The 22,727-nt window shown below is 53.7% G+C and carries 20 protein-coding genes, 1 tRNA gene and 1 pseudogene; 18 read left to right on the forward strand and 4 right to left on the reverse strand.

The window, feature by feature from the left end; translation table 11 throughout:
• Position 1: 1 nt before the first annotated feature.
• The 16 genes from ispC to KEHDKFFH_RS19540 all read left to right on the forward strand — a co-directional run bounded on the left by ispC (position 2) and on the right by KEHDKFFH_RS19540 (position 15,964).
• Positions 2 to 1,186 (forward strand): 1-deoxy-D-xylulose-5-phosphate reductoisomerase, encoded by a 1,185-nt coding sequence (gene ispC, locus KEHDKFFH_RS19470; protein ID WP_104323439.1) that lies wholly within the window; start codon positions 2 to 4, stop codon positions 1,184 to 1,186.
• Between the two features lie 49 nt (positions 1,187 to 1,235).
• On the forward strand, positions 1,236 to 2,585 hold the full coding sequence (gene rseP, locus KEHDKFFH_RS19475; protein ID WP_104323440.1) for an RIP metalloprotease RseP: 1,350 nt from the start codon (positions 1,236 to 1,238) through the stop codon (positions 2,583 to 2,585).
• Between the two features lie 44 nt (positions 2,586 to 2,629).
• Positions 2,630 to 4,948, forward strand: coding sequence for an outer membrane protein assembly factor BamA (gene bamA / locus KEHDKFFH_RS19480; protein ID WP_104323441.1), 2,319 nt, complete (start codon positions 2,630 to 2,632; stop codon positions 4,946 to 4,948).
• Between the two features lie 45 nt (positions 4,949 to 4,993).
• Positions 4,994 to 5,491: an OmpH/Skp family outer membrane protein gene (locus KEHDKFFH_RS19485; protein ID WP_064227424.1), complete on the forward strand. Its 498-nt coding sequence runs from the start codon at positions 4,994 to 4,996 to the stop codon at positions 5,489 to 5,491.
• A gap of 47 nt (positions 5,492 to 5,538) precedes the next feature.
• Positions 5,539 to 6,564 carry a UDP-3-O-(3-hydroxymyristoyl)glucosamine N-acyltransferase gene (gene lpxD, locus KEHDKFFH_RS19490; protein ID WP_064227425.1) on the forward strand — a complete coding sequence of 342 codons (1,026 nt, stop codon included), beginning with the start codon at positions 5,539 to 5,541 and terminating at the stop codon, positions 6,562 to 6,564.
• Between the two features lie 11 nt (positions 6,565 to 6,575).
• Entirely contained in the window at positions 6,576 to 7,013 is a 438-nt protein-coding gene (gene fabZ / locus KEHDKFFH_RS19495; protein WP_008170365.1) for a 3-hydroxyacyl-ACP dehydratase FabZ, read from the forward strand.
• Positions 7,013 to 7,804, forward strand: coding sequence for an acyl-ACP--UDP-N-acetylglucosamine O-acyltransferase (gene lpxA, locus KEHDKFFH_RS19500; RefSeq protein ID WP_104323442.1), 792 nt, complete (start codon positions 7,013 to 7,015; stop codon positions 7,802 to 7,804). Before fabZ ends, lpxA begins: the two co-directional genes overlap by 1 nt.
• Positions 7,805 to 7,822: 18 nt before the next feature.
• Complete coding sequence (lpxB, locus tag KEHDKFFH_RS19505; protein WP_064227427.1) at positions 7,823 to 9,004, forward strand: lipid-A-disaccharide synthase; 1,182 nt, start codon at positions 7,823 to 7,825, stop codon at positions 9,002 to 9,004.
• Positions 9,004 to 9,690, forward strand: coding sequence for a ribonuclease HII (rnhB, locus tag KEHDKFFH_RS19510; protein WP_064227428.1), 687 nt, complete (start codon positions 9,004 to 9,006; stop codon positions 9,688 to 9,690). Before lpxB ends, rnhB begins: the two co-directional genes overlap by 1 nt.
• 69 nt (positions 9,691 to 9,759) lie before the next feature.
• Positions 9,760 to 9,836 (forward strand) — tRNA-Met (locus KEHDKFFH_RS19515).
• A 631-nt stretch (positions 9,837 to 10,467) separates the two neighbouring features.
• Positions 10,468 to 11,043, forward strand: coding sequence for an SUMF1/EgtB/PvdO family nonheme iron enzyme (locus KEHDKFFH_RS19520; protein WP_104323443.1), 576 nt, complete (start codon positions 10,468 to 10,470; stop codon positions 11,041 to 11,043).
• Positions 11,036 to 11,266 (forward strand): hypothetical protein, encoded by a 231-nt coding sequence (locus tag KEHDKFFH_RS20305; protein WP_198412826.1) that lies wholly within the window; start codon positions 11,036 to 11,038, stop codon positions 11,264 to 11,266. Before KEHDKFFH_RS19520 ends, KEHDKFFH_RS20305 begins: the two co-directional genes overlap by 8 nt.
• Positions 11,254 to 12,402: a DsbA family protein gene (locus KEHDKFFH_RS19525; RefSeq protein ID WP_198412835.1), complete on the forward strand. Its 1,149-nt coding sequence runs from the start codon at positions 11,254 to 11,256 to the stop codon at positions 12,400 to 12,402. The genes KEHDKFFH_RS20305 and KEHDKFFH_RS19525 overlap by 13 nt, the downstream gene beginning before the upstream one ends.
• Positions 12,403 to 12,574: 172 nt before the next feature.
• The gene (locus KEHDKFFH_RS19530; protein WP_104323444.1) at positions 12,575 to 13,363 is read left to right on the forward strand and encodes an SDR family NAD(P)-dependent oxidoreductase; all 789 of its coding nucleotides are present in this window, start codon (positions 12,575 to 12,577) and stop codon (positions 13,361 to 13,363) included.
• A 42-nt stretch (positions 13,364 to 13,405) separates the two neighbouring features.
• A complete protein-coding gene (locus KEHDKFFH_RS19535) occupies positions 13,406 to 14,482 on the forward strand; it encodes an MBL fold metallo-hydrolase (protein ID WP_104323445.1) in 1,077 nt (358 codons plus the stop codon).
• A 351-nt stretch (positions 14,483 to 14,833) separates the two neighbouring features.
• Positions 14,834 to 15,964 (forward strand): alcohol dehydrogenase family protein, encoded by a 1,131-nt coding sequence (locus KEHDKFFH_RS19540; protein ID WP_241956570.1) that lies wholly within the window; start codon positions 14,834 to 14,836, stop codon positions 15,962 to 15,964.
• Between the two features lie 341 nt (positions 15,965 to 16,305).
• On the opposite strand, the gene KEHDKFFH_RS19545 is transcribed toward KEHDKFFH_RS19540, so the two are convergent.
• From KEHDKFFH_RS19545 to KEHDKFFH_RS19565, 4 genes are all read right to left on the reverse strand, one after another.
• Complete coding sequence (locus KEHDKFFH_RS19545) at positions 16,306 to 16,554, reverse strand: hypothetical protein (RefSeq protein ID WP_241956571.1); 249 nt, start codon at positions 16,552 to 16,554, stop codon at positions 16,306 to 16,308.
• A gap of 923 nt (positions 16,555 to 17,477) precedes the next feature.
• Positions 17,478 to 17,744: a hypothetical protein gene (locus KEHDKFFH_RS19555; RefSeq protein WP_104323448.1), complete on the reverse strand. Its 267-nt coding sequence runs from the start codon at positions 17,742 to 17,744 to the stop codon at positions 17,478 to 17,480.
• A gap of 189 nt (positions 17,745 to 17,933) precedes the next feature.
• Positions 17,934 to 18,176, reverse strand: a complete 243-nt coding sequence (locus tag KEHDKFFH_RS19560; RefSeq protein ID WP_104323449.1) for a hypothetical protein — start codon at positions 18,174 to 18,176, stop codon at positions 17,934 to 17,936.
• A gap of 41 nt (positions 18,177 to 18,217) precedes the next feature.
• A complete protein-coding gene (locus KEHDKFFH_RS19565; RefSeq protein WP_104323450.1) occupies positions 18,218 to 19,087 on the reverse strand; it encodes a CHAD domain-containing protein in 870 nt (289 codons plus the stop codon).
• Positions 19,088 to 19,476: 389 nt separating this feature from the next.
• Between KEHDKFFH_RS19565 and KEHDKFFH_RS19570 the strand changes: the two genes are divergently transcribed.
• Together KEHDKFFH_RS19570 and KEHDKFFH_RS19575 are read left to right on the forward strand one after the other, a co-directional pair.
• Positions 19,477 to 21,543, forward strand: coding sequence for a PhoX family protein (locus KEHDKFFH_RS19570; protein WP_104323451.1), 2,067 nt, complete (start codon positions 19,477 to 19,479; stop codon positions 21,541 to 21,543).
• A 456-nt stretch (positions 21,544 to 21,999) separates the two neighbouring features.
• A pseudogene (locus KEHDKFFH_RS19575) lies at positions 22,000 to 22,590 on the forward strand (ParA family protein); the annotation flags it as partial.
• Positions 22,591 to 22,727 lie beyond the last annotated feature (137 nt).

The following is a 22,727-nucleotide window of genomic DNA, read 5'->3' on the forward strand; positions in this document are numbered from 1 at the left end:
TATGGTAACCCGCTCTATCAGTGTTCTCGGAGCCACAGGTTCCATCGGTCTTAGCACCCTGGATGTTGTTCGACGCCACCCGGAACGGTTTTCGGTCTATGCGCTAACGGCTGGTACCCGTGCTGAAGAGCTCGCAGTGCTGTGCCGGGAATTTCGTCCCAGAGTGGCCGTTATGGCTGATCCTGAAGCTGCCGCTGTTCTGTCTGAGCTGTTGGCAGACCTGCCGGATACCGAGGTGCTTGCTGGCCTGGATGGTCTATGCCAGGTAGCCTCGGCTCCTGCCGTTGATACCGTAATGGCAGCCATCGTCGGGGCAGCGGGGTTATCGCCGACGCTCTCGGCGGTAAGGGCGGGGAAGCGGGTATTGCTTGCCAATAAAGAAGCCCTGGTAATGTCCGGCAAACTGTTTATGGATGCCGTAGCCGAGGCCGGGGCGGAACTTCTGCCGATCGACTCCGAGCATAACGCGATTTTCCAGTGCATGCCGGCGGACAAGATTCGGGATCCTGCCGGAGCCGGTATCACCCGGATACTGCTGACGGCCTCCGGTGGCCCCTTCCGCGAGCACTCTGCCGAGGACCTTCGCTCGGTAACGCCCGCCCAGGCCTGCGCTCACCCCAACTGGTCCATGGGGCAGAAGATTTCTGTTGACTCCGCGACCCTGATGAACAAGGGCCTGGAGCTGATTGAGGCCTGCTGGCTGTTCAATACAGCACCCCAGAAGGTTGAGGTGCATGTTCACCCCGAGAGCATCATTCACTCCATGGTTGAGTATGCGGACGGCTCCGTATTGGCCCAGCTTGGCAGTCCGGATATGAGAACGCCGATTGCCAATGGTCTGGCCTGGCCGGAGCGCATTGATGCCGGTGTTGCACCGCTGGACCTGTTCGCTATCGGCCGCTTTCACTTCGAGCGCCCGGATCTGGTGCGCTTTCCCTGTCTACGTTTGGCTGCGGAAGCCTTTGAGGCAGGTGGCACTGCGCCAGCCGTTCTGAATGCCGCCAATGAAGTGGCCGTTGCCGCTTTTCTGGACGGTACCCTGTGTTTTTCGGATATCCCCGTTATCATAGAGCGAACGCTCGCGGCGACTGCCGTTGAGCCAGCCGACAGCTTTGACGTTATCTTTGCCAAGGATCAAGAAGCACGGAGCCGTGCACGGGAACAGATAGGTCTGTTAACTGTCTGATAGTCGCAGCAGAATGCTGCCCGGCTGAAGCCATTCAATCAGGAACGCTATGCAGATAATTGAAACCGTCCTCGCACTCGCGCTTACCCTGGGCATCCTGGTGACCCTTCACGAATACGGTCATTTCTGGGTTGCCCGGCGCTGTGGCGTTAAAGTGCTTCGTTTCTCTGTGGGTTTCGGGAAACCGATGTTTTCCTGGTACGACAAGCACGGAACCGAGTTTGCGGTAGCCGCCATTCCATTGGGCGGCTATGTAAAAATGCTGGATGAGCGGGAAGGGCCAGTTCCTGAGGAACTGAGAGACCAGGCCTTTACCTCGAAGTCTCCCGGCCAGCGTATTGCCATTGCCGCGGCCGGTCCCGTGGCCAATTTCATTTTCGCGATTTTTGCCTACTGGCTGTTGAGCGTGGTGGGCGTTACCCACGTTGCCCCGATTGTCGGGCAGATTGCTGATGAGAGTGTGGCCGAGCGGGTAGGGCTCCAGGAAGGCATGGAGATTCACGCTGTGGATGGCCATCGTGTCAGTTCCTGGCGTGATGTGAATATGCGTATTCTGGAGCGGACCGGCGAGCGTGGTCTGATCTCCATGGAGGTGTCACAGGATGGCGCCTGCGGCACCGTCAGCGGTGAGCTTGCTGGTTGGGGCCTGAGTGATGATACCCCCAATCCGTTAGCCGAGTTCGGCATCACGCCATGGCGCCCCGCTGTGCCCCCTGTATTGGGGCAGATTTCCGATGGTGGCCGTGCGCAGGCCGCCGGGCTGCAGCCCGGGGATCGAATCGTCGGCGTGAATGGAGAAGCGATCAGCAGCTGGTTTGAGCTGGTCGAGTTTATTCGCAATGCTCCGGAGCAGACGCTTCAGGTAACTGTGGAGCGTAATGGCAACGAACAATCCGTCAGCGTGACACCGGAAGCGAGAACCCAGGAAACTGGTGAGTCGATCGGTTTTGTCGGCGCCGGTGTGGAAGCGATCTCATGGCCGGAAGAGGTCCTGCGTGATGTCAGCTACGGCCCGTTTGCCGCGGTTCCGGTCGCTCTCAGCGAAACCTGGGCAGATACCCGTTTAACACTGGTGGCCATCAAGAAGATGGTCACCGGCCTTTTGTCACCTACCAATCTCAGTGGTCCGATTACCATTGCCCGGGTTGCTGAAGCCAGTGTCAGCTCCGGGTTCGAAGACTTCGTGCGTTTTCTTGCCTATCTGAGCGTGAGTCTGGGCATTCTGAACCTTCTGCCTGTGCCGGTGCTTGATGGTGGTCATATCGTTTACTACACCATCGAAGCCCTCCGCGGAAAGCCGCTTTCCGAGCAGGCTCAGGCGTTTGGATTACGAATTGGTATGGCAATGATCCTCACATTAATGGTGTTTGCTCTTTACAACGACCTGATGCGGTTGTGAGAATTGCGAGCTCCTTACGCGCATTAACCAGGCGAAATATTTGAATGAGACGTTCTCTTCTAGGTGTAGCCGTTGGCCTCGCTGTAGCCGTGTCCGGCCTGAAGCCAGCACTTGCTGATCAGTTCACTGTTGCGGATATTGAGGTGGAAGGCCTGCAGAGGGTATCTGCGGGTACTGTTTTTTCCGCGTTCCCTGTCAACATTGGTGAGCAGGTGGACGAGACCGAGCTGGCTGAAGCGATCAAATCGCTGTTCCGGACCGGGCTTTTTACTGATATTGAGGCCAGCCGGGATGCCGGCGTACTTATCCTGACAGTTCGCGAACGCCCCTCCATCAGTGACATCGAGATTGAGGGCAACAAGAACATCGAAACCGAGATGTTGATGGATGCCCTGGCAGGTGCCGGGCTTCAGGAAGGCCAGGTATTCCGACGCGCGACCCTTGAACGTCTGGAGCTGGAAATTCTGCGCTCATACATTGCTCAGGGGCGCTACAATGCCCGGGTAAAGGCGACGGCTGAAGAACTGCCCAGAAACCGGGTTGCGATCCGTCTGGATATTAACGAAGGTTCTGTCGCCGCGATTCACCACATCAACCTTATTGGCAACCAGGATTTCAGCGACGAGGAGCTGCAGGAACTGTTTGAGCTGCAGACCACGAGCTGGTGGAATTCAATAACCAATGCAGACAAGTACGCCAGAGAGCGTCTGAGTGGTGATCTGGAGTCGCTGCGTTCATTCTATCTCGATCGGGGCTACCTTGATTTCAATGTGGAATCCAGTCAGGTCTCTATTTCGCCGGACAAGCAAAAAGTCTTCATCGCGATTGCCCTGAATGAAGGTCCCCAGTACACCATTTCCGAGATTAACCTTCGTGGTGAGCTCATTGTAGGTGAAGAGGAGTTGCGCTCGCTCATTCCGGTCGAGGAAGGCGATGTATTCTCGCGGTCCCGCATGACAGCCATTTCTGAATCCCTGGCATTCCGGCTTGGCCGGGAGGGCTATGCCTTTGCCAACGTCAACGCCGTTCCCGAACCTGGCGAAAACAACACGGCCGCAGTCACTTTCTTTGTGGAGCCTGGTAAGCGGGCTTACGTGCGCAGAATCAATTTCGACGGCAACGTTTCTACCCGTGATGATGTGCTGCGCCAGGAAATGACGCAGATGGAGGGTGGCGTTGCGTCTTCTGACCGCATCGAGTTTTCCAAGACCAAGCTTGAGCGTCTTGGCTTCTTCCAGACAGTCAATGTGGATACCGTTCCGGTGCCCGGCACCGATGACCTGGTGGATGTTAATTACTCCGTTGAGGAGCAGCCAACGGGTAGTCTTTCCGCCTCTATTGGCTTTTCCCAGGATTCCGGGGTGATTCTCGGTGCCAATGTCTCCGAGAATAACTTCTTTGGTACCGGTAAGCGGGTGTCGTTTGGCGTGAATGTCAGTGATGCCATCAAGAGTGCCAACATCTCCTACCTGGACCCCTACTATACAGTTGATGGAGTGAGCCGCGGGTTCAGCTTATTCGCCCGGGAGACTGACTATGAAGAGGAAGATATTTCCTCATTCCTTCTCGACGAGTACGGTGGCCGCGTTACCTTTGGCTATCCTACGGACAGTATTACCCGCCTGAACTTCGGTGCTGGTGTGACCCAGTCAAACCTGAAGGAAGGCCTGTTCACCTCACAGGAGGTGAGTGACTTTATTGATGAGGAGGGTGACTCGTTCACCAACTTCTTCCTTTTCGGAAGCTGGCGCCGCAGTACCCTGAACCGTGGCGTGCTGCCGACTGATGGTTACAGCCACTCGCTGTCGCTGGATGTGGCGGTACCGGGTAGTGACCTGACCTTTTACAAAGCCACTCATAAAACCGATTTCTACTACCCTGTGACTGACAACAATCGCTGGGTCTTCCGGGCACGGTCCGAGATTGGTTATGGGGATGGCTACGGCGATCGTTCCCAGATGCCGTTCTACGAACATTTCTATACCGGCGGCTATGGCTCGGTTCGTGGTTACGAAGCCAATTCCCTGGGCCTAAGAGCGACCAATAATGTCAACGACCTGTCGGATCCTGATCCGTTCGGGGGCAACCTGCTGACCGAGGGTGGCTTTGAGCTGATTTTCCCGACGCCATTTGCCGGCGATACCCGCTCGATGAGGACGGCATTCTTCCTGGATGCCGGCCAGGTATTTGACACGGCACGCGGTTTTGATCCGGAATTGAGCGAAATCAGGATGGCAGCCGGTGTTGGCTTCCAATGGATAACGGCAGTTGGTCCATTGGCATTCAGCCTCGCTTACCCTCTGAACGACAAGGCTGGCGACGATACCCAAGTGTTCCAGTTCTCACTGGGCCAGACCTTCTAAAGAATGGATAATAATAATCTACGGATGAAAACCAGGAGAAAACCAATGTCCCGATTTGTGTTGATGTTCGCTGCAGTGATCATGGCGTTTTCATTTCCGGCGATGGCCGAAACCCGGATCGGTGTCGTCGATCTGCGCCAGGCACTTTTCTCGTCTGACGATGCCAAAACCTTCAGCGAATCGCTTCAGAAAGATTTTGCAGGCGACGAAGCCCGGGTGCGTGAAGCGCAGGAAGAAGCGCGAAAACTTCAGGAGCGCCTGGAAAAAGACGGTGCCATGATGAACGAGAGTGAGCGCAACAAGCTGGCCGGCGAGTTCCAGGAAAAGGTGAAGGAATTCAACTTCCTGAAGCAACGGCTGGATTCTACTGTGAATCAGCGGAAGCAGGCGTTTCTTGAGCAGGCCCGCCCCGAGGTGGACGCAGCGGTCAAGGAGCTTCTTGAGGAAAATAACCTCGATCTGATCCTGCCAAGCGAAGCGGTTGTTTATGTAAAGCCGGAAATGAATCTGACCTCTCAGCTTCTCGAAAAACTGAACCGTTAATCTGTGACGGGCACCCCGGTGCCCTGATCGTTGCTTGGGAGTTCGCAATGACAGAAAGGTCCTATCGCCTTGGGGATATTGCCAATGCCCTGGGTGCGGAGCTACGGGGTGATCCTGATGTAAAGGTATCGGGGCTGGCGACGTTGCAGGCGGCTGGTCCAGGACAGATCAGCTTCCTGGCGAATCCGTCCTATGGCAAATACCTTGCGGATACACGTGCTTCGGCCGTTATTGCCTCGCCTGCCGGGGCGAAAGATGCTCCTACCAACGTCCTGTTACTGGATAACCCATATCTCGGATATGCTCAACTGAGTCATTGGTTTGATCCCGCACCCGTTGCTTCGCCCGGCGTTCACGCAACTGCAGTAGTAGACCCCTCCGCTACAATCGCTGAGGATGCCAGTATCGGTCCTAACGTGGTGGTGGAGGCCGGTGCAGACATTGGTGAGAAGGTTGTTGTCGGAGCCGGCTCGATTATTGGTGCCCGCGCCAGAATCGGAGCCCGAACCCTGATCCGACCCCGGGTGACTCTGGCCCACGACGTGGTGATTGGCGAACGTTGCCACATACTCAGCGGTGCCGTCATAGGCTCCGACGGATTCGGTTTCGCAAATGAAAAGGGCGTATGGCACCGTATCGCACAGCTCGGGCGGGTTGTTCTCGGGAATGATGTGGAAGTGGGTGCCAACACCACCATCGATCGAGGGGCATTGGACGATACCGTGATTGGCAACGGGGTGAAGCTCGATAACCTCATCCAGATTGCCCATAACGTATGTATCGGCGATCACAGCGCCATGGCTGCGATGGTTGGCATTGCCGGCAGCACGCGCATTGGCCGGCACTGTGTTTTCGGTGGCGCCTCCGGCGTGGCTGGCCACCTGGAGATCGCCGATCAGGTCCATCTCACTGGCATGACACTGGTAACCGGTGATATCCGGGAGCCAGGGGTTTATTCATCAGGCACCAGTGCCGATACCAACCGCCAGTGGCGCAAAAATGCTGTGCGCTTCCGGCAGCTGGATGCTCTGGCGCGACGGGTAAAAGAACTGGAAAAGAAATTAGAGGGCTGAGGCCGATCAACATGATGAACATCGACGAAATTCTGGAATACCTGCCGCACCGATACCCGTTTTTGCTGGTGGATCGGGTAACGGAGGTCGAAAAAGGAAAATCGATCAAGGGCTACAAGAATATTTCGTTTAACGAGTCGTTCTTCCAGGGCCACTTCCCCAATAATCCGATCATGCCGGGCGTATTAATCATTGAGGCCATGGCCCAGCTGTCAGGCATCCTTGGTTTTGTGACAGTGGGCCGGAAACCTTCTGACGGCGTGGTACAATACCTCGCCGGTTCGAGCAAGGCCCGGTTCAAACGCCCGGTATTGCCAGGGGATCAACTGTGCATGGAGTCGGAACTTATCTCCGGTAAACGGGGTATTTACAAATTCGAGTGTCGCGCCCTGGTCGACGGAGAAGTCGTTTGCGTGGCAGAGATTCTGACCGCTGAGAGAGAAGTTTGATGGCGACAAATGACTGGTCGGGTGTCCATCCTCAGGCGATTGTAGACCCGTCAGCCAGGCTCGGGGACAACGTCACGGTTGGGCCCTGGAGTTATATTGGTCCGGATGTGGAAATCGGCGATGGTACCGAGATTCTGTCCCATGTGGTTGTTAAGGGGCCTACGGTCATCGGCCGAAACAACCGCATTTTCCAGTTCTCCAGTATCGGTGAAGAGTGCCAGGACAAGAAATACGCGGGCGAGCCCACCACACTGGTGATTGGTGACGATAATGTGATTCGCGAGAATTGCACCATCCACCGCGGCACAGTCCAGGATCGTGGTGAAACCCGAATTGGCAGCGGTAATCTTTTGATGGCCTACGTGCATGTCGCCCATGACTGTATCGTGGGGGATAACACTATCCTGGCCAATTGTGCGACCCTGGCGGGCCATGTTTCGGTCGGTGATTTTGCCATCCTCGGTGGCGGTACCATGGTGCATCAATTCTGCCATATTGGTCCGCACAGTATGGCGGCCGGTGGCAGCATCGTACTCAAGGACATCCCGGCCTATGTGATGGCCAGTGGTCAGTCAGCCGAGCCACACGGCATGAACGTCGAAGGCCTCAAGCGCCGTGGTTTCAGTAAGGACGTTCTGCTAGCCTTGCGCCGGGCCTACAAGGTCATCTACCGCCAGGGACTCACGACCGAGCAGGCCGTCGAAGAGCTCGAGAAGTCTTATTCCGATGTGGCGGAGATACGGCCTCTCATCGACTCCCTGCGTGGAGCACACCGCGGCATCATCCGCTAACCCGGCAGGAGCCTGTCGGTGACAGATCTTTCTCACGCGACCATCAGCCAACGCAAAATCACATTTGGAATTATTGCCGGCGAGGCATCGGGGGATATCCTGGGTGCCGGTCTGATCCGTTCGCTCCGTCAACGCTATCCTCATGCCCGTTTCGTTGGAATTGGCGGTGAAGAGATGGTCGCGGAGGGTTTTCATTCCCTGGTGCAGATGGAGCGCCTGTCGGTCATGGGGCTGGTGGAAGTCCTCGGGCGAATCCGCGAGCTTTTCAGTATCAGGGCTCGATTGCTGGACTATTTCTTCACCACCCCTCCGGATGTGGTCATAGGAATCGATTCCCCGGATTTCACTCTCGCAATCGAGCGGCGCTGCCGCGAGGCCGGCATTCTTTCTGTCCATTATGTCAGTCCGTCGGTGTGGGCCTGGCGGCAGAAGCGGATCTTCAAGATCGCCAAGTCCGTCAACCTCATGCTGACCCTGTTCCCGTTCGAAGCCAGATTCTATGAGGAGCATCAGGTGCCTGTGGCATTTGTGGGTCACCCCCTGGCGGATCGTATTCCCCTGGAGCCTGATACCCTCAAGATGCGGGAGTCGCTGGGTATAGATCCTGATGCGTCGGTGCTGGCGGTTCTGCCAGGCAGTCGGGCAGGGGAAGTGGACAGGCTGGGCACTCTGTTTCTGGAGGCATCTCGCTGGATCCAGGAAAGACGTCCGGATCTTCAGCTGGTGATTCCCTGTGTAAACCGGGAACGTGAGAAGCAGGTGCGCGATCTGGTTGATGCGCTTGATGTGAAGCTGCCGGTTACTATTGTGCGAGGCCGGTCCAGAGACGTGATGGCCGCCTCCGATGTGGTGCTGCTGGCTTCCGGAACGGCAACCCTGGAAGCCATGCTGCTGAAAAAGCCGATGGTTGTAGGTTACCGCCTGAGTGGATTCAGCTATGCGCTCCTGTCCAAGCTGGTGAAGGTTCCTCACGTAGCGTTGCCCAATCTGCTCGCCAAGCGCCAGCTGGTGCCTGAACTGCTCCAGGACGATGCCACTCCGGAAAGTCTGGGGGCAGCGGTGCTTGAGCGCCTCGAGAATACTGAGGAGCGTGAGAGGCTCAGAGAAGCCTTTACCGACTTGCATCTTACTCTGAAGCAGGGTGCCGATGAAAAAGCTGCCCAGGCGATATCAGACCTGATGGAGCAGGGTGCCCACTGATGCCAAAGACTCCGTTGCCACCCTTCGAATGTCGCTACACCGGTTCTCTCCTGGCTGGTGTGGACGAGGTCGGTCGAGGCCCGCTGATCGGGGCTGTCGTGACCGCTGCGGTGATTCTGGATCCAGATCGGCCGATCGCGGGCCTTGCTGACTCGAAGAAGCTGACAGAAAAACGCCGTAGCGCCCTCTATGAGCAGATTCTTGAGCATGCCAAGGCCTGGAGCATCGGTCGCTGCGAGGCCTATGAGATCGACGAGCTGAATATCTATCAGGCCACAATGCTGGCCATGGAGCGCGCGGTTGCGGGGTTGGCCATTGTGCCTGAATACGTTCTGGTGGATGGTAATCGCTGCCCCAGGTGGCACTGGCCATCAGAGCCGGTCATCAAAGGCGACAGCCGTGTAGAAGCCATCAGCGCCGCCTCTATTATTGCCAAAGTAACCCGTGACAGAGAGATGGAAGCGCTCGAAGCGCGCTTCCCCGGATTCGGCCTGGCGCAGCATAAGGGATACCCAACGCCCATCCATCTGGAAGCCTTGCGCCGGCTGGGTGCAACCCCTGAGCACCGTCGCTCCTTCCGCCCGGTTCAGGAGGTGATTGAGCAGGTGGGTTTCTATCGAGAGGATGTGACTAAAGAGCCTGAGCAACTCCAGTATAGAGGCGACCTTTTTGAAGATATCGATTGACAGTGGTGCGTCCAATCCTTAATATACGCGCACGTTGATCGGGGCAGCCCGGTAAACAACCAGTTTTGATGCGGGGTGGAGCAGTCTGGTAGCTCGTCGGGCTCATAACCCGAAGGTCGTTGGTTCGAATCCAGCCCCCGCTACCATATTTAAGAAAGGCAGATCAGTTAGTTACTGGTCTGCCTTTTTTGCGTTCGGGCTGGCAGAAATTCCATGTGACGTATATGTGACAAATATGTGCCATGGCTTGTGACGGTTCGATCTGCGGCCAGGTGGAAAACGACCGTGAGTCAGTTTTTGTTATTCCTGTGACAGTAGTCGTCTATGCTGCAAGTCTGAGTGTGTTCTTGACGTTCTAGTCTAGCTCAGCTGCCACATTATGGCGACATACGTCGGGGTTCTGGCCACGCTTTCATTGGAAAGTGGACCTTTTTACCGCGACGAGATGAGCCAGTGAGGGGAGTGTGAACCGAGGTAGGTTCACTCATAGGCAAGGAGTGGCAGGGGCACCAGTATAAATCCAAGCTTTTAAACAAAAGCGAACATTCGAGTCAGGGTTTTCCTCCAGAGCCTGCAAGCTAATCACAGCCGTTCACTTTGAGGTGCCAGGACCCGGACTTGGCCAATTCGGACCAAACCTAAGATGGTGTCGTCTGCAATGGTTCTGGGCGTGACTGGGGTATGGGTAATTTCAATTTGAGGCTCATCCTTTTGAAAGCTGTGATGCAGTGAGAATACTGAATGGACTTACCCCGGTGCAGTAGACACTCCTAGCCTATGATTGCCTCATCCTGGTGGGAGCTGGACCGAAACACCACCTGGAGATCTCCCGAGGGTGCTGGCAGTAATCTGGTCGGGAGAGGCCGTCACCCGGTCGTGCACGTAACGCTGAATGATGCGCATGCCTATGCGAAGTGGGTCGGTGGTCGTATCCCAAGTGAAGTTGAATGGGAGTATGCGGCCAGTCTTGGGCTCTTCGATTCGCTGAACCCGGAATCCGGGATTCGAGGGCCTGAAGGCCATCCTCGCGCCAACATCTGGAATGGCGTTTTCCCGTTAATCAATACCGAAGAAGACGGGTACACGGGAACAGCGCCCGCCGGCTGTTATGAGGCAAACTTAATCGGTGTTCACGACATGATAGGTAACGTTTGGGAATGGACAAATAGTCCTTTTGGTCGGGCAACACCTCAAATCACTATCAAAGGAGGCTCGTTTTTGTGTGGCAGCAATTATTGTCGTCGTTATCGCGCGACCGCACGAGAGAGTCTGGAAAAGAACTTCAGTACTGCCCACGTCGGCTTTAGAGTCGTCAAAGACATTGCAAACGGGAAAATGACGTCACATGACTGAGATCACACAACAAAAAGGGCCGTCAAGCAGCACGCCTACCGCTCTCGGGCGCTGGTTTTTATCCAAGGTAATGAACCATATCAGCAGTGAATCTCGCCTTTCAGCGCTTCGGGAAAAAGAGAGATCAAGCGACAAAAAGAGCGTCGACCCCATGTTGTTGAATATTTTCACCAAGTCGATGACGGGTATTCCCATCTTGCCATTCAGCTGTTGGCAAAACTGAAAGAGCGCTATGACATTGAGCTGGCTGTTCATCTTGTCCCTGCACCCAGTGACGATAATTTTCCGGAGCCAGATTTGTGGCGCGAGATGTCGAAAAGGGATGCCAGTGACATTGCTCCGTATTACGGCCTGGAGTTTTGTCGTTCAGAATCACTGCCTGAACAGAGTCTTTTATCTATCGCCAATGCCCTAATGGCGAACTTCAACGTTGAACAGTTTTGCTCAATTGGCTCGGAAGCAAGCGCGCACCTCTGGCGCAACGATAAGCAAGCATTAATGGCCTTAGTGAGAAAGTATGGTGCTGCTTCCAAACAAGACACGGATGCCAAGCTCACCACAGGCAAAGAACGCCGAGCTGCACTGAAACACTATGGCTCCGCCATGTTCTATTACGAGGGTGAATGGTATTGGGGCGTAGACCGCTTGTATCACTTGGAAGAGAGACTGGCGTCATTAGGCGCAGACCAGTCCAGCCAGCAAAGCCCGATTGCTCCGCGACCCCGAATACTATCGGAATTCGGAAAAGGGGCTCATAAACTGACCTTGGAATATTTCGTTTCCCTCCGCAGTCCGTATACAGCCGTTTCTTGGGATCCAACAATCAAGCTTGCGAAAGACTCAGGCGTAAGCCTGGAGGTTCGACCGGTTTTACCAATGGTTATGCGGGGAGTGCCAGCCCCGCGAGAAAAGAAAGTCTACATTGCAATCGATGCGGCAAGAGAAGCCAGGAGTCTGGGCGTCGACTACGGTAATTTCTATGACCCAATTGGGAAGCCCGTAATGCGCGGGTACAGCCTGTACATGTGGGCAGAAGAGCAGGGTAAGGGAAATGAATTTTTAGCAGCCTTTCTGAAAGCAGCGTTTGCTAGCGGCGTTAACACAAATTCCTCCAAGGGCCTTCAGATAGTGGTCGAAAAGGCCGGGCTAAATTGGGCAGAGGGCAAATTACATCTTGATGACGATTCATGGAAAGCTCCTCTCGAAAATAACCGTCTAAGCATGTACGAATTTGGAAGCTGGGGGGTTCCTAGCTATCGACTTTTGGACGCTAATGGAAATGAAGTTTTGAGTGCCTGGGGCCAAGACCGGTTGTGGTTGGTAGCCCAAAAAATCCGAGACTTAACCCGGCTTTCGTGAACCGCTGGACAAGTGACCACTGAACGGAGCCGTTCCGCTCAGCTGCTACCTGAAGAGCATCGAGATAATCGTTTGGCGGTAGAGTTCTTGTTTTGGTTTTTCATGTCAATTTCGTTAAGCAGTTAATGTGCGTGGCAATGATGGCTCGAAGCAACATCGCAAGGTGAATTCGATGAAAACGAAAACTGTGCTGATTACCGGTGCGGGTACCGGCATTGGCAAAGACACTGCCAAATCCCTGCTTGCGAGGGGACACACTGTTTATGCCACGACACATTACCAGGCAGAAGTCGCCGGCCTGAAAAAAGAACTGGGCGAGTCCGCACATGTGTTCAAGCTCGATATCACCTGCGCTGACGACCGGGCCCAGATTGCGGATCTTGAGATTGATGTGCTGATCAACAACGCAGGGCAGGGCCAGTCAGGATCACTGGCGGAAATCGATATCGACAGAGTGCGACAGCTGTTCGAGGTCAATCTGTTTGCGTCTCTGGAGCTGACTCAGATTGCCCTGCAAAACATGGTCAGGCGTAACGGCGGAACAATCATTTTTATCAGTTCCATCGTAGGGCGCGTCCCCGCGCCCTTCATGATGCCCTATTCGATGACCAAGTTTTCCCTTTCAGCCGCCGCCGCTGGGCTACGGGAAGAAATGAAGGTTCTGGACAAGGGCATTCATGTGCCCGTCGTTGAGCCGGGCCCTTATCACACGGGTTTTAATCAGACGCTCTCTGACAGTCGTTTCGAGTGGATGGCGAAAGATTCGCTGTTCTCCAGGCAACAGATAGCTAAGATGAAAACGGATACCAACAAGCAGATGCGCCTGCTTGAATCCAAATCGACCGCGTCGGTCGTCAGAAAAATTGTCTCCGCCACCGAAGCCCGAAAGCCCCGATTGCGATACGTGGCTCCTTTGCACTTCGCTATTTTGGTGCGACTGGCACGGATCTTAGGCGTGTAACGAGCAGGGCCCCGGCCCCAGCCAATCAAAGGAAACAGCAGCGTGACAAGGGTTATCAAAATACTGGGTATTCTCGTGGCTGTGCTCTTGGTGGGCGTTTTGCTTATAAACACACCGGCTGTCCAGGACAAGTTGTTGGACAGAGCCGTTACCGAGCGCTTAATGAATAACCCCCTCGACCTCTTCAATGATGATGCGTTGCGAGTCGTTATTTGTGGCAGTGCGGCTCCAATGCCGGTTGAGGGGCGGGCAGCCGCCTGCGTCATGGTAATCGCAGGCGGCAAGTTTTACGTGGTGGATACCGGTAACCGCAGTACCAATAATCTAGGTCTGTGGGCAATTCCCTCGGAGCTTGTCGGTGGCGTATTCCTGACCCATTTCCATTCAGACCATGTTGGTGATCTGGGCGAATTCAACATGATGACCTGGGCTCAGGGGCGGCCTGAACCTCTCAAGGTATTTGGCCCGGAAGGGGTGAAAAAGGTTGTTGACGGATTTGAGCAATCCTACGGGCTCGACAGTACCTATCGAACCGCTCACCATGGGGCTGATCTGCTTGACCCGGCCATAGGGAAGATGACACCTGAGGAAGTGCCTCTTGAGGGGGATTCAGCCATTGTTCTGGATGATGGTGAGCTGAAGGTCACCATGTTTTCTGTCAACCATGCGCCAATAACCCCCGCTGTCGGCTACCGATTCGATTACAAGGGGCGCTCGGTCGTCATCAGTGGTGACACGACGAAATCGGACACTGTTATCAAATATTCAGAAGATGCTGATCTTCTGGTTCACGAAGCTCTAGCCAAACATATTGTTAAGCAGATGGAGTTCAGAGCGGGCAGTATGGGTAATAGCCGAATAGAAAGGATCTTGTTCGATATTCGGGATTATCACACGTCTCCTGTGGAGGCAGCAGAAGTCGCCAACGCGGCCAACGTCAAAGAACTTGTTCTTTACCATTTGGTTCCGACACCACCCAACAAAATAGCTGAGAAGGTGTTTATGCGAGGGGTCAGCGACGTCCGCTCTGCCGGTGTCACACTTGGCTACGATGGTCTCACTTACAGCTTACCTATCGACTCCGAAGATATTATTTTCGAAAATCTGAACGATAGATAAGCAGTAGATGACTCACTGGCTTTGAGTCCGAGGCATAACTAGCTCGCAGCCTGCCGCTAAGGCGGCAGCTTAGGTCCGGTTCTGTTCACCTAATCCGAATATTCGCTTTGCGACCTAGGCATCCTCTGAACTCAGCTAAACAAAAGCGGATATTTGCCTTAAGCAAAACATCCGTGAAAAGCTCGGTGCTTAAAGGATCCGCCAGAGTGGTGCAAGACTCGGCCGTTGTGCACTGGCGTTGGGGTTCGCTTTTGGTGATAGACCGATTCATAACGTTGGCTAAATGTTTCACGCGGCTTGTGAACGAGGCTGCTCCGGTCACGATATTTCCACATTATTTTGGAGGACCGCATGCCTGACTTAACTTACCTGCGACCATTTGATCCGGAGCGTTTCAACGTTCGTGGCGACCAACCGACGATGAAAGCGGTCGTGACCACGGGCAACGGTGGCTATGAAAAACTCGACTACTGCGATGTCCCAATTCCTGTGCCGGGGCCAGGCGAGGTTTTGCTAAGGGTCTTGGCGGCCGGAGTTAATAACACAGAGATCAATACACGGATTGGCTGGTATTCCTCATCGGTTCAAGGTGGCACCGAGCAATTATCTGAAACGAACGATGAGCCACAGATTGAGGATGGCGGCTGGAACGAATCAACACCGTTTCCGTTTATCCAGGGGACGGACTGCTGTGGTGAAGTCGTTGCCTTGGGGCAGGGTACGAAAGCGCCTGATATTGGGAAGCGAGTTCTTGTCAGGGCCTGTATGCGTGTTAATGGTTTTGATTCTCTGGATAATCTCTGGATGGCGTCGGACTTCGACGGAGCATTCGCTCAATACGTGACCGTGCCGGCCAGCGAGGTATTTGAGATCCAGAGCAACTGGAGCGACGTGGAGCTCGCGACAATCCCATGTGCTTATGGAACGGCGGAAAACATGTTGCATCGAGCGGGCGTTGATAGCGCTGACCGCCTGCTGGTTACCGGAGCGTCGGGCGGGGTCGGATCAGCGGTTGTCCAGCTGGCCAAGCGCCGGGGTGCCTATGTTATCGCCGTAGCCGGCGAAAGTAAGCTGGACGCTGTCAGGGGCCTGGGGGCCGACGAGGTCATCGCCCGAGGCATGGACTTGTCTACTGAAATTCAGGACTCTTCAGTGAATGTTGTTATCGACAATGTCGCCGGTGAGCAGGTTGGCAAGCTGTTGAAGCTGATGGCTCGTGGTGGCCGATATGCGTCGTCTGGCGCGATTGCGGGGCCTATCACGACCATCGATATGCGCGATTTTTATCTCAAGGACTTGACGCTGATTGGTTGCACAGCCTGGGACGAACCAATCTTTTCAAACCTTATCGACTACATTGAAAAGGGTGAGATACGTCCCCTGGTCGCAAAAACGTTCGAGCTGAAAGACATAGCGACTGCACAACAGGAATTTCTCAAGAAGACGCATTTTGGAAACTTTGTATTGGTGCCTCCGCCATGAAAGCTGCTGCTCGCCGTGCAATAAGTGAAAAGGTACTTTCCAAATTCAGAGACCCTGACCATACGATCCACGCGACAAGGGCGTGATTGCGTGGGTTATCCCCGAAAGCCCACAAAAAAGCCGGGCGTCTGAGGCCCGGCAATCAGATGAGCAACGCTTGGAGTCAAGAACAGCGGTTTAGTCCGTTCTCACTTTCAGAATCCCAGAGATATATTTCACTTTTGCAACAGCTGGCTATTTTTCGACCAAATAAAAAACCGACACGATGTGTCGGTTGAATTAAAGGCTGGGCATTCTTCTCGACGACCGATAAAAGGGGATGGCCGTCCCTTTACTGTAGCTCAGTTGATCGGATGCTCAAGCTCGCCCAACCCTTTCCCCAACAACATTGTCAGATAGTGCCTCGCGGCATGCTCACTTGTGCTGCGGAACAGAGAGCTCTCACCCTCAATATGAACTTCGTAACGGAAGGGCCTGAAGAAGCCACTCACTTCTCTGATGCCCAGCTCCAGGAGTTCCACACACCTTTGCTTGCAGGACCAAAGGACACGAGCTTCCACGCCTTCGATCGCGTTTTCCATGATTGACATAGTTGCCCTCGTTGAAACGACGCGCAGATAGATCTGCTTCAGAGGGCTCATCCTGAGCACATCACCCAGATAGGGTGCCAACTGGTTTTTCCTTTAGACGGCACTATCCAAACAATCCTTTGTTTCGGGACCGTGAAAAGTATTAGCGGGGAAGGAAAAAAACCGGCCCCCGTCCAGGAGCCGGACAAAAAGATCGACTTCTGATCTTCGAGAGAGCGGGAAGTGTGAGGGCAGAGAGTGACAATCTCATTACGTAAATATTGCGGACGCAATACAGTTTCATGAATTCAACGGGCGAACGATGTCGAGCGCTGAGGTAGAGGCCTCCGGACTGACTTGGTCTGAATTCAACATATCCTGCGAGTGAGGTATCTCAAGGGTTTGAAATTTGCCAACGGCGTATGCGATCTCAAAGTCCAGATCTCCGTAGAGGCGCGCTGTAACAAATATCTGACGAGGATCAGACTGAACAACATCGGCGACGGCTACAGCGGTTGAAAAGCATGACGGAGGAGCGGGTGGTAGCTGGAATTCGATACAGCTCACTTCGCCATCAGGAACTAACGTGTTGGCGCTGAGAGAAGCCGCATTGAAGAGGAGCTGGAATATCGTTGAATCAAGAATATGGCCGGATGGAGCAAGAGAAAATGGGGAGAGGTGCACGTATAGCGAACAGTGGCCACGCTCAATTTCGACACTCGGACGGAATCGTAGACCCGCTGTGGAGGAGAGAAACCTGGACTTGAGGCTGTTCAAAGAATCCATGCCTTGGCCCTTATGGTCGTCTTGGTCGTATTTCGTGATACGGATACCAAACAAAAGACCGGGACACTAGGTTCCCGGTAATGAAGATCCACTGGTAAATCACACGATGATGTTAATCAACAGCGGGAAGATAATGCCTGGTTTTTATGACATTTTTATCACTTTGTACCGTTGTGGTGCATCCCTTTTGCAAAGGTCTTCCAGTCTACGATGTTGCCCTCGGCATCAAAGTGGACAAACCCGGCGTAATCATCATCGTCGTGCCAGGTTTTAATATACCCAATCAACTCACCATCATCTGCAACCATTTCGAAAGAGGCGCGTGTTTCGTCTGCTTCAGACGTATCAGTCCTTTCATCGTCGATGCTCTGGAGAGTGAAGTTGGGGTCGTTCATCAGTGCAAGGGCAAGAAGATCAGAGTTCATGGGTGGGGACTCCATTTCAGGCACTAGGCTGTCACGTTCGTGAGGACTGCTAAATTTTAATCCGGTTCTGGCATGAGGCAAGGCTGAAATTCATACTAATACTATATGAAAATCAACTGCCTAATAGTTATGATGATGGATTAACGGCAAGCTCACATTGATTAAGTCCACTGACCACGTGCTAAACAGCTAGATGTTGTTGGTTTCCCGAAACTGATCAATCTCCAAGCGAACACTCATCGCCAGATCTTGTTCTTCCAAGCGATCCAGCAGCGCGCGCAGTGCAAGTATCTTAGCCTCATCTACCCGCCCATTTGAACCGGCTAGTGCATCCAGAGTGATCAGCTCTCTGGCATCAAAAACATGGTCATTGGCAAAGCCGATCAAAAACGAGTATCCAATGAGTTCCTTGACTTGTGGTTGTGCGGACATGACTAGATCCTCAGTGCTCTCTAGTCATACTTATCCCAAATTCATAACAGTTTTATGAACGCTCCAGGAGACTCAGAGAGAAGGTGCTTCGCCTCGCTGTGTGCACGGTCCTGCAAGTTGTGCAGTTTTGCCTGAATGGCGTTTTTGACGAGTTCAAAATCCTTTTCATCAAGTTCCAGAGCCTCCCGGTGGTCGATGAGAAAATCCCGCAAAACCGCATAGTCATTCGCATCACCCTGGGTCTCGGTGAGATTCTGAAGCTGCGACACTTTCGATTTGAGGCCCTTTCCGAACATCGGTCGAAGGATTCTCAAGCAGTAAAAGAGATCTTTGGACCGTTTCCGAAACTCATGAAAGTCCTCGATTTCTTCAGATTCACGGGCCTTCTTTTCTGCTTTACGGGCTTTCTGGTAGATTTTTTTGAGATTTGGAACGAGATCAGAAAGGGATTTGGGGAGGCTCCAATTTTTTGGCTCCTTGTTGTGTGCGTCGACTTCCAGTGCAAGGTCCAGGAAAAAATCACTTCCTTTTTCAGCGAGTGGATCAAGCTGGGTTTGTGACGATAGAAAGCCTGCAACCGTGTCGGCAGGCGCCCCCTGCAACGATGGCATCTCAGCTAAGAGGCTGTTCCAGGTTTTTGTCCGAACAAGCGCATCCCTGTTGCCCGATAATTTGGCTGAGACCTCTTTGTAGAACGACTGATTGTCGCTGAAATCCTCGTTATCCATATGCGGCTTGACGAGGCGCAGCATGGCCCGAATTTCCTTACATCCTTTCCGAGCCTCATGAACCCCAGTCTCGGGATCCCGGCACGCTCGGAGAAGTGAGAGCGCGATGTCGTCATTGATTGACCTCATTAGCCGTCTCAGGTGCTTCGCAAAATTGCCGTTGGGGCTGAGTCTGTACCGCATGACGTTACCTCGCTTCACCGAACAATGTTAAAGATCGAATGTCTCAACACTGAAATACTATATTGCTCAAATCGAGCCAGGACTGGAACTGAATTAAGTTTGTCAGAAGGTCGTTCCGTGGCCCGAGAAACTGGTCTGCTGGTAAATTTTCGGGTTGACTGAAGGGCCATTGCGAGGAAGTAACCCGTCCAGATTAGTTGAGATTTTCACCATCGGTCATTCAACTGACATGCGACCGCAATACTTACAACATATTGTCAAGATTCCCGCAGTTCGATGTGCGCTGACGATTTGTGAGCGGCGGCACCGAGGGTTTCGTGTGCCTGAGTGTCTGGCACTGGGCGCCCGGCAAGTCTTCTTACCATCTAACTGTCAGGGATATTATAGATATGACCACGACGACTGACGTTGAGCATCAACTTGACGATTCCTCTGAAGACATTTCGACCAACCCGACTGTAAACCCATCATTCGCTGAGGTCGCTACTTCACAACTGTCGCGACGCAGGCTTCTTCAAGGTTCATTGGCCTTGGCGGCTACAAGCTTTTTTGCGCCGGCCTCAGTCTATGCAAACGGGCGGGGTAAGTCTCTTGCCCCGGGCCAGAACAAAGGCCCGCTATTAACGTTTAAACCGTTGACGATCGCGGACGCCACGGCTGCCGGGGGCAAGACTGTCACCATTTCTCCTGACTACGAATATCAGGTGCTGATTCCGTGGGGAACCCCAATCAACCCGGAAGCAGGAATTACGCCTTATGAAGGGGATCCGGTCAATCGTCCGACCTCTGAAGAGCAAGAGCAAATGGTCGGAATTGGTCACGACGGCATGTGGTTTTTCCCCTCGAACCTGCCAAGAGTTCTCGCAACCGAGGCTCGGCGCGGTAGGGAATTGCCTTCACGTGCTCGCCGCCAAGTTCTTGATAGCCGTTCTGGCATGCTGTGCGTGAACCATGAATTCGGCACTAATTTTCACGTCCTCGGCAAGGGCCAACCAGAAAGCCTGGAGGAAGTACGACGTTCTCAGGCAGCTCACGGCGTGACGGTTGTGGCTATCGCGCAGAACTGGCGTGGCAAATGGGACGTTGTGCCCAGTGCTTTGAGCCGCAGAATCACTGCCAATACTGAAGTGATGTTCTCGGGCCCGGTCGCCGGCAGTCCGCTACTGGAGAACGCAGTCAGTAATCCCCCTCAAGGCACTCTCAATAATTGTGGCTCTGGCCCTACACCCTGGGGTACCTTCCTGACTTGTGAAGAGAATTTCAACGGCTACTTTGGTTCGGCCGAGGAGAGCATTGGCGGGTTTGATGCACTCCAGGACAAGGCGTACGCTCGTTATGGTTTTAGCCGGTTTGGCTTCAATTATTCGTGGCATCTTTTCGATCCGCGTTTTGATCTTAAAAATGGGAATTATGCCAACGAATCCAATCGCTTTGGCTGGATCGTCGAGATCGATCCCTTCGACCATACGAAGAAGCCGGTGAAACGCTCGGCCCTTGGCAGGTTCAAGCACGAGGCTGCCGCAGTGAAAGAACTTAAGGACGGTCGGATTGCGGTTTACATGGGCGACGACCAGCGCGGCGACTATTGCTACAAGTATGAGTCGAACGTTTCCTGGCGAGCTGCCATTGCGGCCGGCCAGAGCCCTCTTGATGATGGAAAGCTTTACGTGGCCCGTTTTGATGAAGGCAGCAATGCCAATGATGGCCAGGGAACGGGTATTTGGATCGAGCTCACGCCGGCGAACGAGGCAATTGCAAACGCGGGTCTGGATAGCCAGGATAAGGTGCTGACCTACGCAAGACTTGCAGCAGACGCAGTCGGTGCGACGCCTATGGACCGCCCGGAGTGGAGCACAATTGGTACCGATGGGCAGGTCTACTGGACGTTGACCAACAATGACCGTAAGGATGATGGCCAGGGCGCAATCAGCGAGGCCAATCCTATCTTTGAAAACACCGATGGCTACATCATCGAGACAAACGATACCAGCGCAACGGCTTTCACGTGGAATCTCTTCTTGCTGGCGCGCAACACCCGCTCACCCGGCGATCCAGAGACAGCGGTCGACCCTCAGGATTTTTCTTTCGCAAATTATCAGGCGCCGTCAGATGGCGGTGCTAACGTGTTCTCCGACCCGGATGCTGCATTCGCAGACCCCTTCGGTCGACTGTTCATTGGTACCGATGGTGCTCAGCCGGACGGGCTTCAGGACCAATTGGTTGTGTTTGACACGAACACAGGGGAATACCGCCGGCTATTGATGGGCGTGAATTCAGATGAAATTACCGGTCTCGCGCCGACGCCTGATTTTGGCACCCTGTTCACCAACACTCAGCACCCGGGTGATGGGGATCCTAAATCGACGAATTTCCCCGCCAAGACCGATGGTATCACTATCCCTCGTGACGCCACGATTGTGATTCGTCGGAAAGACGGCGGCACCGTCGGTTCCTGAACCAGAATTTTCAAGTGGAAGACAAGGGCTCCGCAATGGAGCCCTTTCTCGTTATAGCTCCCCCGTTTGTCATCAATGTGTAACACAGCAAGATGCCAGATGTGTTGTACTTCGGCGTTTTAAAGGAAGAGAGTAGTTGAGGAGTTCCACTCTGCGAATTCGCTACATAGTTGAAAAATTTTTTCCGGGGTCTCAATGGGAACTTCCTATGCAGCTCAGACATCCTCCTAAGTTTCATTCAATTGTAGCCTGCGGCAAATCTAGTTATGCCCGCAGATACGTAGATTTGCTGTCGCCATCAATGGCTTTCTCTAATGGGATCGAGGAATGTCAGAAAGTCCTATCCGATCGCAGATGATCGGTAGAAAGGCGTTGCGGGATGGGCGGTTTCGCAAAAATAGAGGCCATTGCTTCAAACCCTGTTTTTTGAACTCGCTACAAACGGACCACCAATACATGAGAACAATCGCTTTTTATAGTCCGAAAGGTGGTGTCGGCAAAACCGCCTCCGCCGTCAATATTGCCTATCTGGCTAGTAAAAGTGGATGCTCGACGTTGCTCTGGGACCTGGATTCCCAGGGTGCTGCAAGTTTCTACCTCTCAGGTGGTGAGCCTGGAAGAGGAAAAAAGATTTCAAAGCTTCTGGAGGGCAAAGTACCCATTGCGGAGTTCATCGAGGAGAACGTATACCCTGGTCTGGATTTTATCCCAGCCCACAAGAGTTTCCGGAACCTGGATATTCGTATCGAAGAGGACGAGCGGTCATTGCCATTGAAATCCATGCTTGCCCCCCTTGCGGAGGAAACGAGCCTCGTTGTGCTGGATTGCCCACCCGGCCAGTCTCGTCTTACCGAGCAGGTTTTGAGGGTAGCCGATGTCGTCTATTTACCACTGGTACCGACCTGGCTTTCTATGAATAGTTGGCGTCAGTTTCGGGATTTTGTTCGTGATAAAAAACTTGGCCAGAAAAAACTAAGACCTTTTTTTAGTCTGGTTGACCGCCGTAAAAAACTCCACCGAGAGCTCTGCGCGCAGGCTCCAGAGTTATTTGATCGGCACATTGTAGTGGTTCAATGATTCCGGACACCAACGTAGGTGGTAATATCGCCACCATAAACGAGGTGTCTGATGACCAGAAAGCGACGTTCTTTTTCTCCTGAGTTCAAACAGGAAGCAGCCAGCCT

It is taken from the genome of Marinobacter maroccanus (assembly GCF_002933275.1).
GTDB lineage: Bacteria > Pseudomonadota > Gammaproteobacteria > Pseudomonadales > Oleiphilaceae > Marinobacter > Marinobacter maroccanus.

Excerpts from the sequence above, each read along its gene's own strand:
- ispC (WP_104323439.1), top strand. The coding sequence starts at position 2 with ATGGTAACCCGCTCTATCAGTGTTCTCGGAGCCACAGGTTCCATCGGT.
- KEHDKFFH_RS19485 (WP_064227424.1), top strand. The coding sequence starts at position 4,994 with ATGTCCCGATTTGTGTTGATGTTCGCTGCAGTGATCATGGCGTTTTCA.
- KEHDKFFH_RS19520 (WP_104323443.1), top strand. The coding sequence starts at position 10,468 with ATGATTGCCTCATCCTGGTGGGAGCTGGACCGAAACACCACCTGGAGA.
- KEHDKFFH_RS19560 (WP_104323449.1), bottom strand. The coding sequence starts at position 18,176 with ATGTCCGCACAACCACAAGTCAAGGAACTCATTGGATACTCGTTTTTG.
- lpxD (WP_064227425.1), top strand. The coding sequence starts at position 5,539 with ATGACAGAAAGGTCCTATCGCCTTGGGGATATTGCCAATGCCCTGGGT.
- lpxA (WP_104323442.1), top strand. The coding sequence starts at position 7,013 with ATGGCGACAAATGACTGGTCGGGTGTCCATCCTCAGGCGATTGTAGAC.
- bamA (WP_104323441.1), top strand. The coding sequence starts at position 2,630 with ATGAGACGTTCTCTTCTAGGTGTAGCCGTTGGCCTCGCTGTAGCCGTG.
- rseP (WP_104323440.1), top strand. The coding sequence starts at position 1,236 with ATGCAGATAATTGAAACCGTCCTCGCACTCGCGCTTACCCTGGGCATC.
- KEHDKFFH_RS19565 (WP_104323450.1), bottom strand. The coding sequence starts at position 19,087 with ATGCGGTACAGACTCAGCCCCAACGGCAATTTTGCGAAGCACCTGAGA.
- KEHDKFFH_RS19545 (WP_241956571.1), bottom strand. The coding sequence starts at position 16,554 with ATGTCAATCATGGAAAACGCGATCGAAGGCGTGGAAGCTCGTGTCCTT.
- rnhB (WP_064227428.1), top strand. The coding sequence starts at position 9,004 with ATGCCAAAGACTCCGTTGCCACCCTTCGAATGTCGCTACACCGGTTCT.
- KEHDKFFH_RS19530 (WP_104323444.1), top strand. The coding sequence starts at position 12,575 with ATGAAAACGAAAACTGTGCTGATTACCGGTGCGGGTACCGGCATTGGC.
- KEHDKFFH_RS19555 (WP_104323448.1), bottom strand. The coding sequence starts at position 17,744 with ATGAACTCTGATCTTCTTGCCCTTGCACTGATGAACGACCCCAACTTC.
- fabZ (WP_008170365.1), top strand. The coding sequence starts at position 6,576 with ATGATGAACATCGACGAAATTCTGGAATACCTGCCGCACCGATACCCG.
- KEHDKFFH_RS19540 (WP_241956570.1), top strand. The coding sequence starts at position 14,834 with ATGCCTGACTTAACTTACCTGCGACCATTTGATCCGGAGCGTTTCAAC.
- KEHDKFFH_RS20305 (WP_198412826.1), top strand. The coding sequence starts at position 11,036 with ATGACTGAGATCACACAACAAAAAGGGCCGTCAAGCAGCACGCCTACC.
- KEHDKFFH_RS19570 (WP_104323451.1), top strand. The coding sequence starts at position 19,477 with ATGACCACGACGACTGACGTTGAGCATCAACTTGACGATTCCTCTGAA.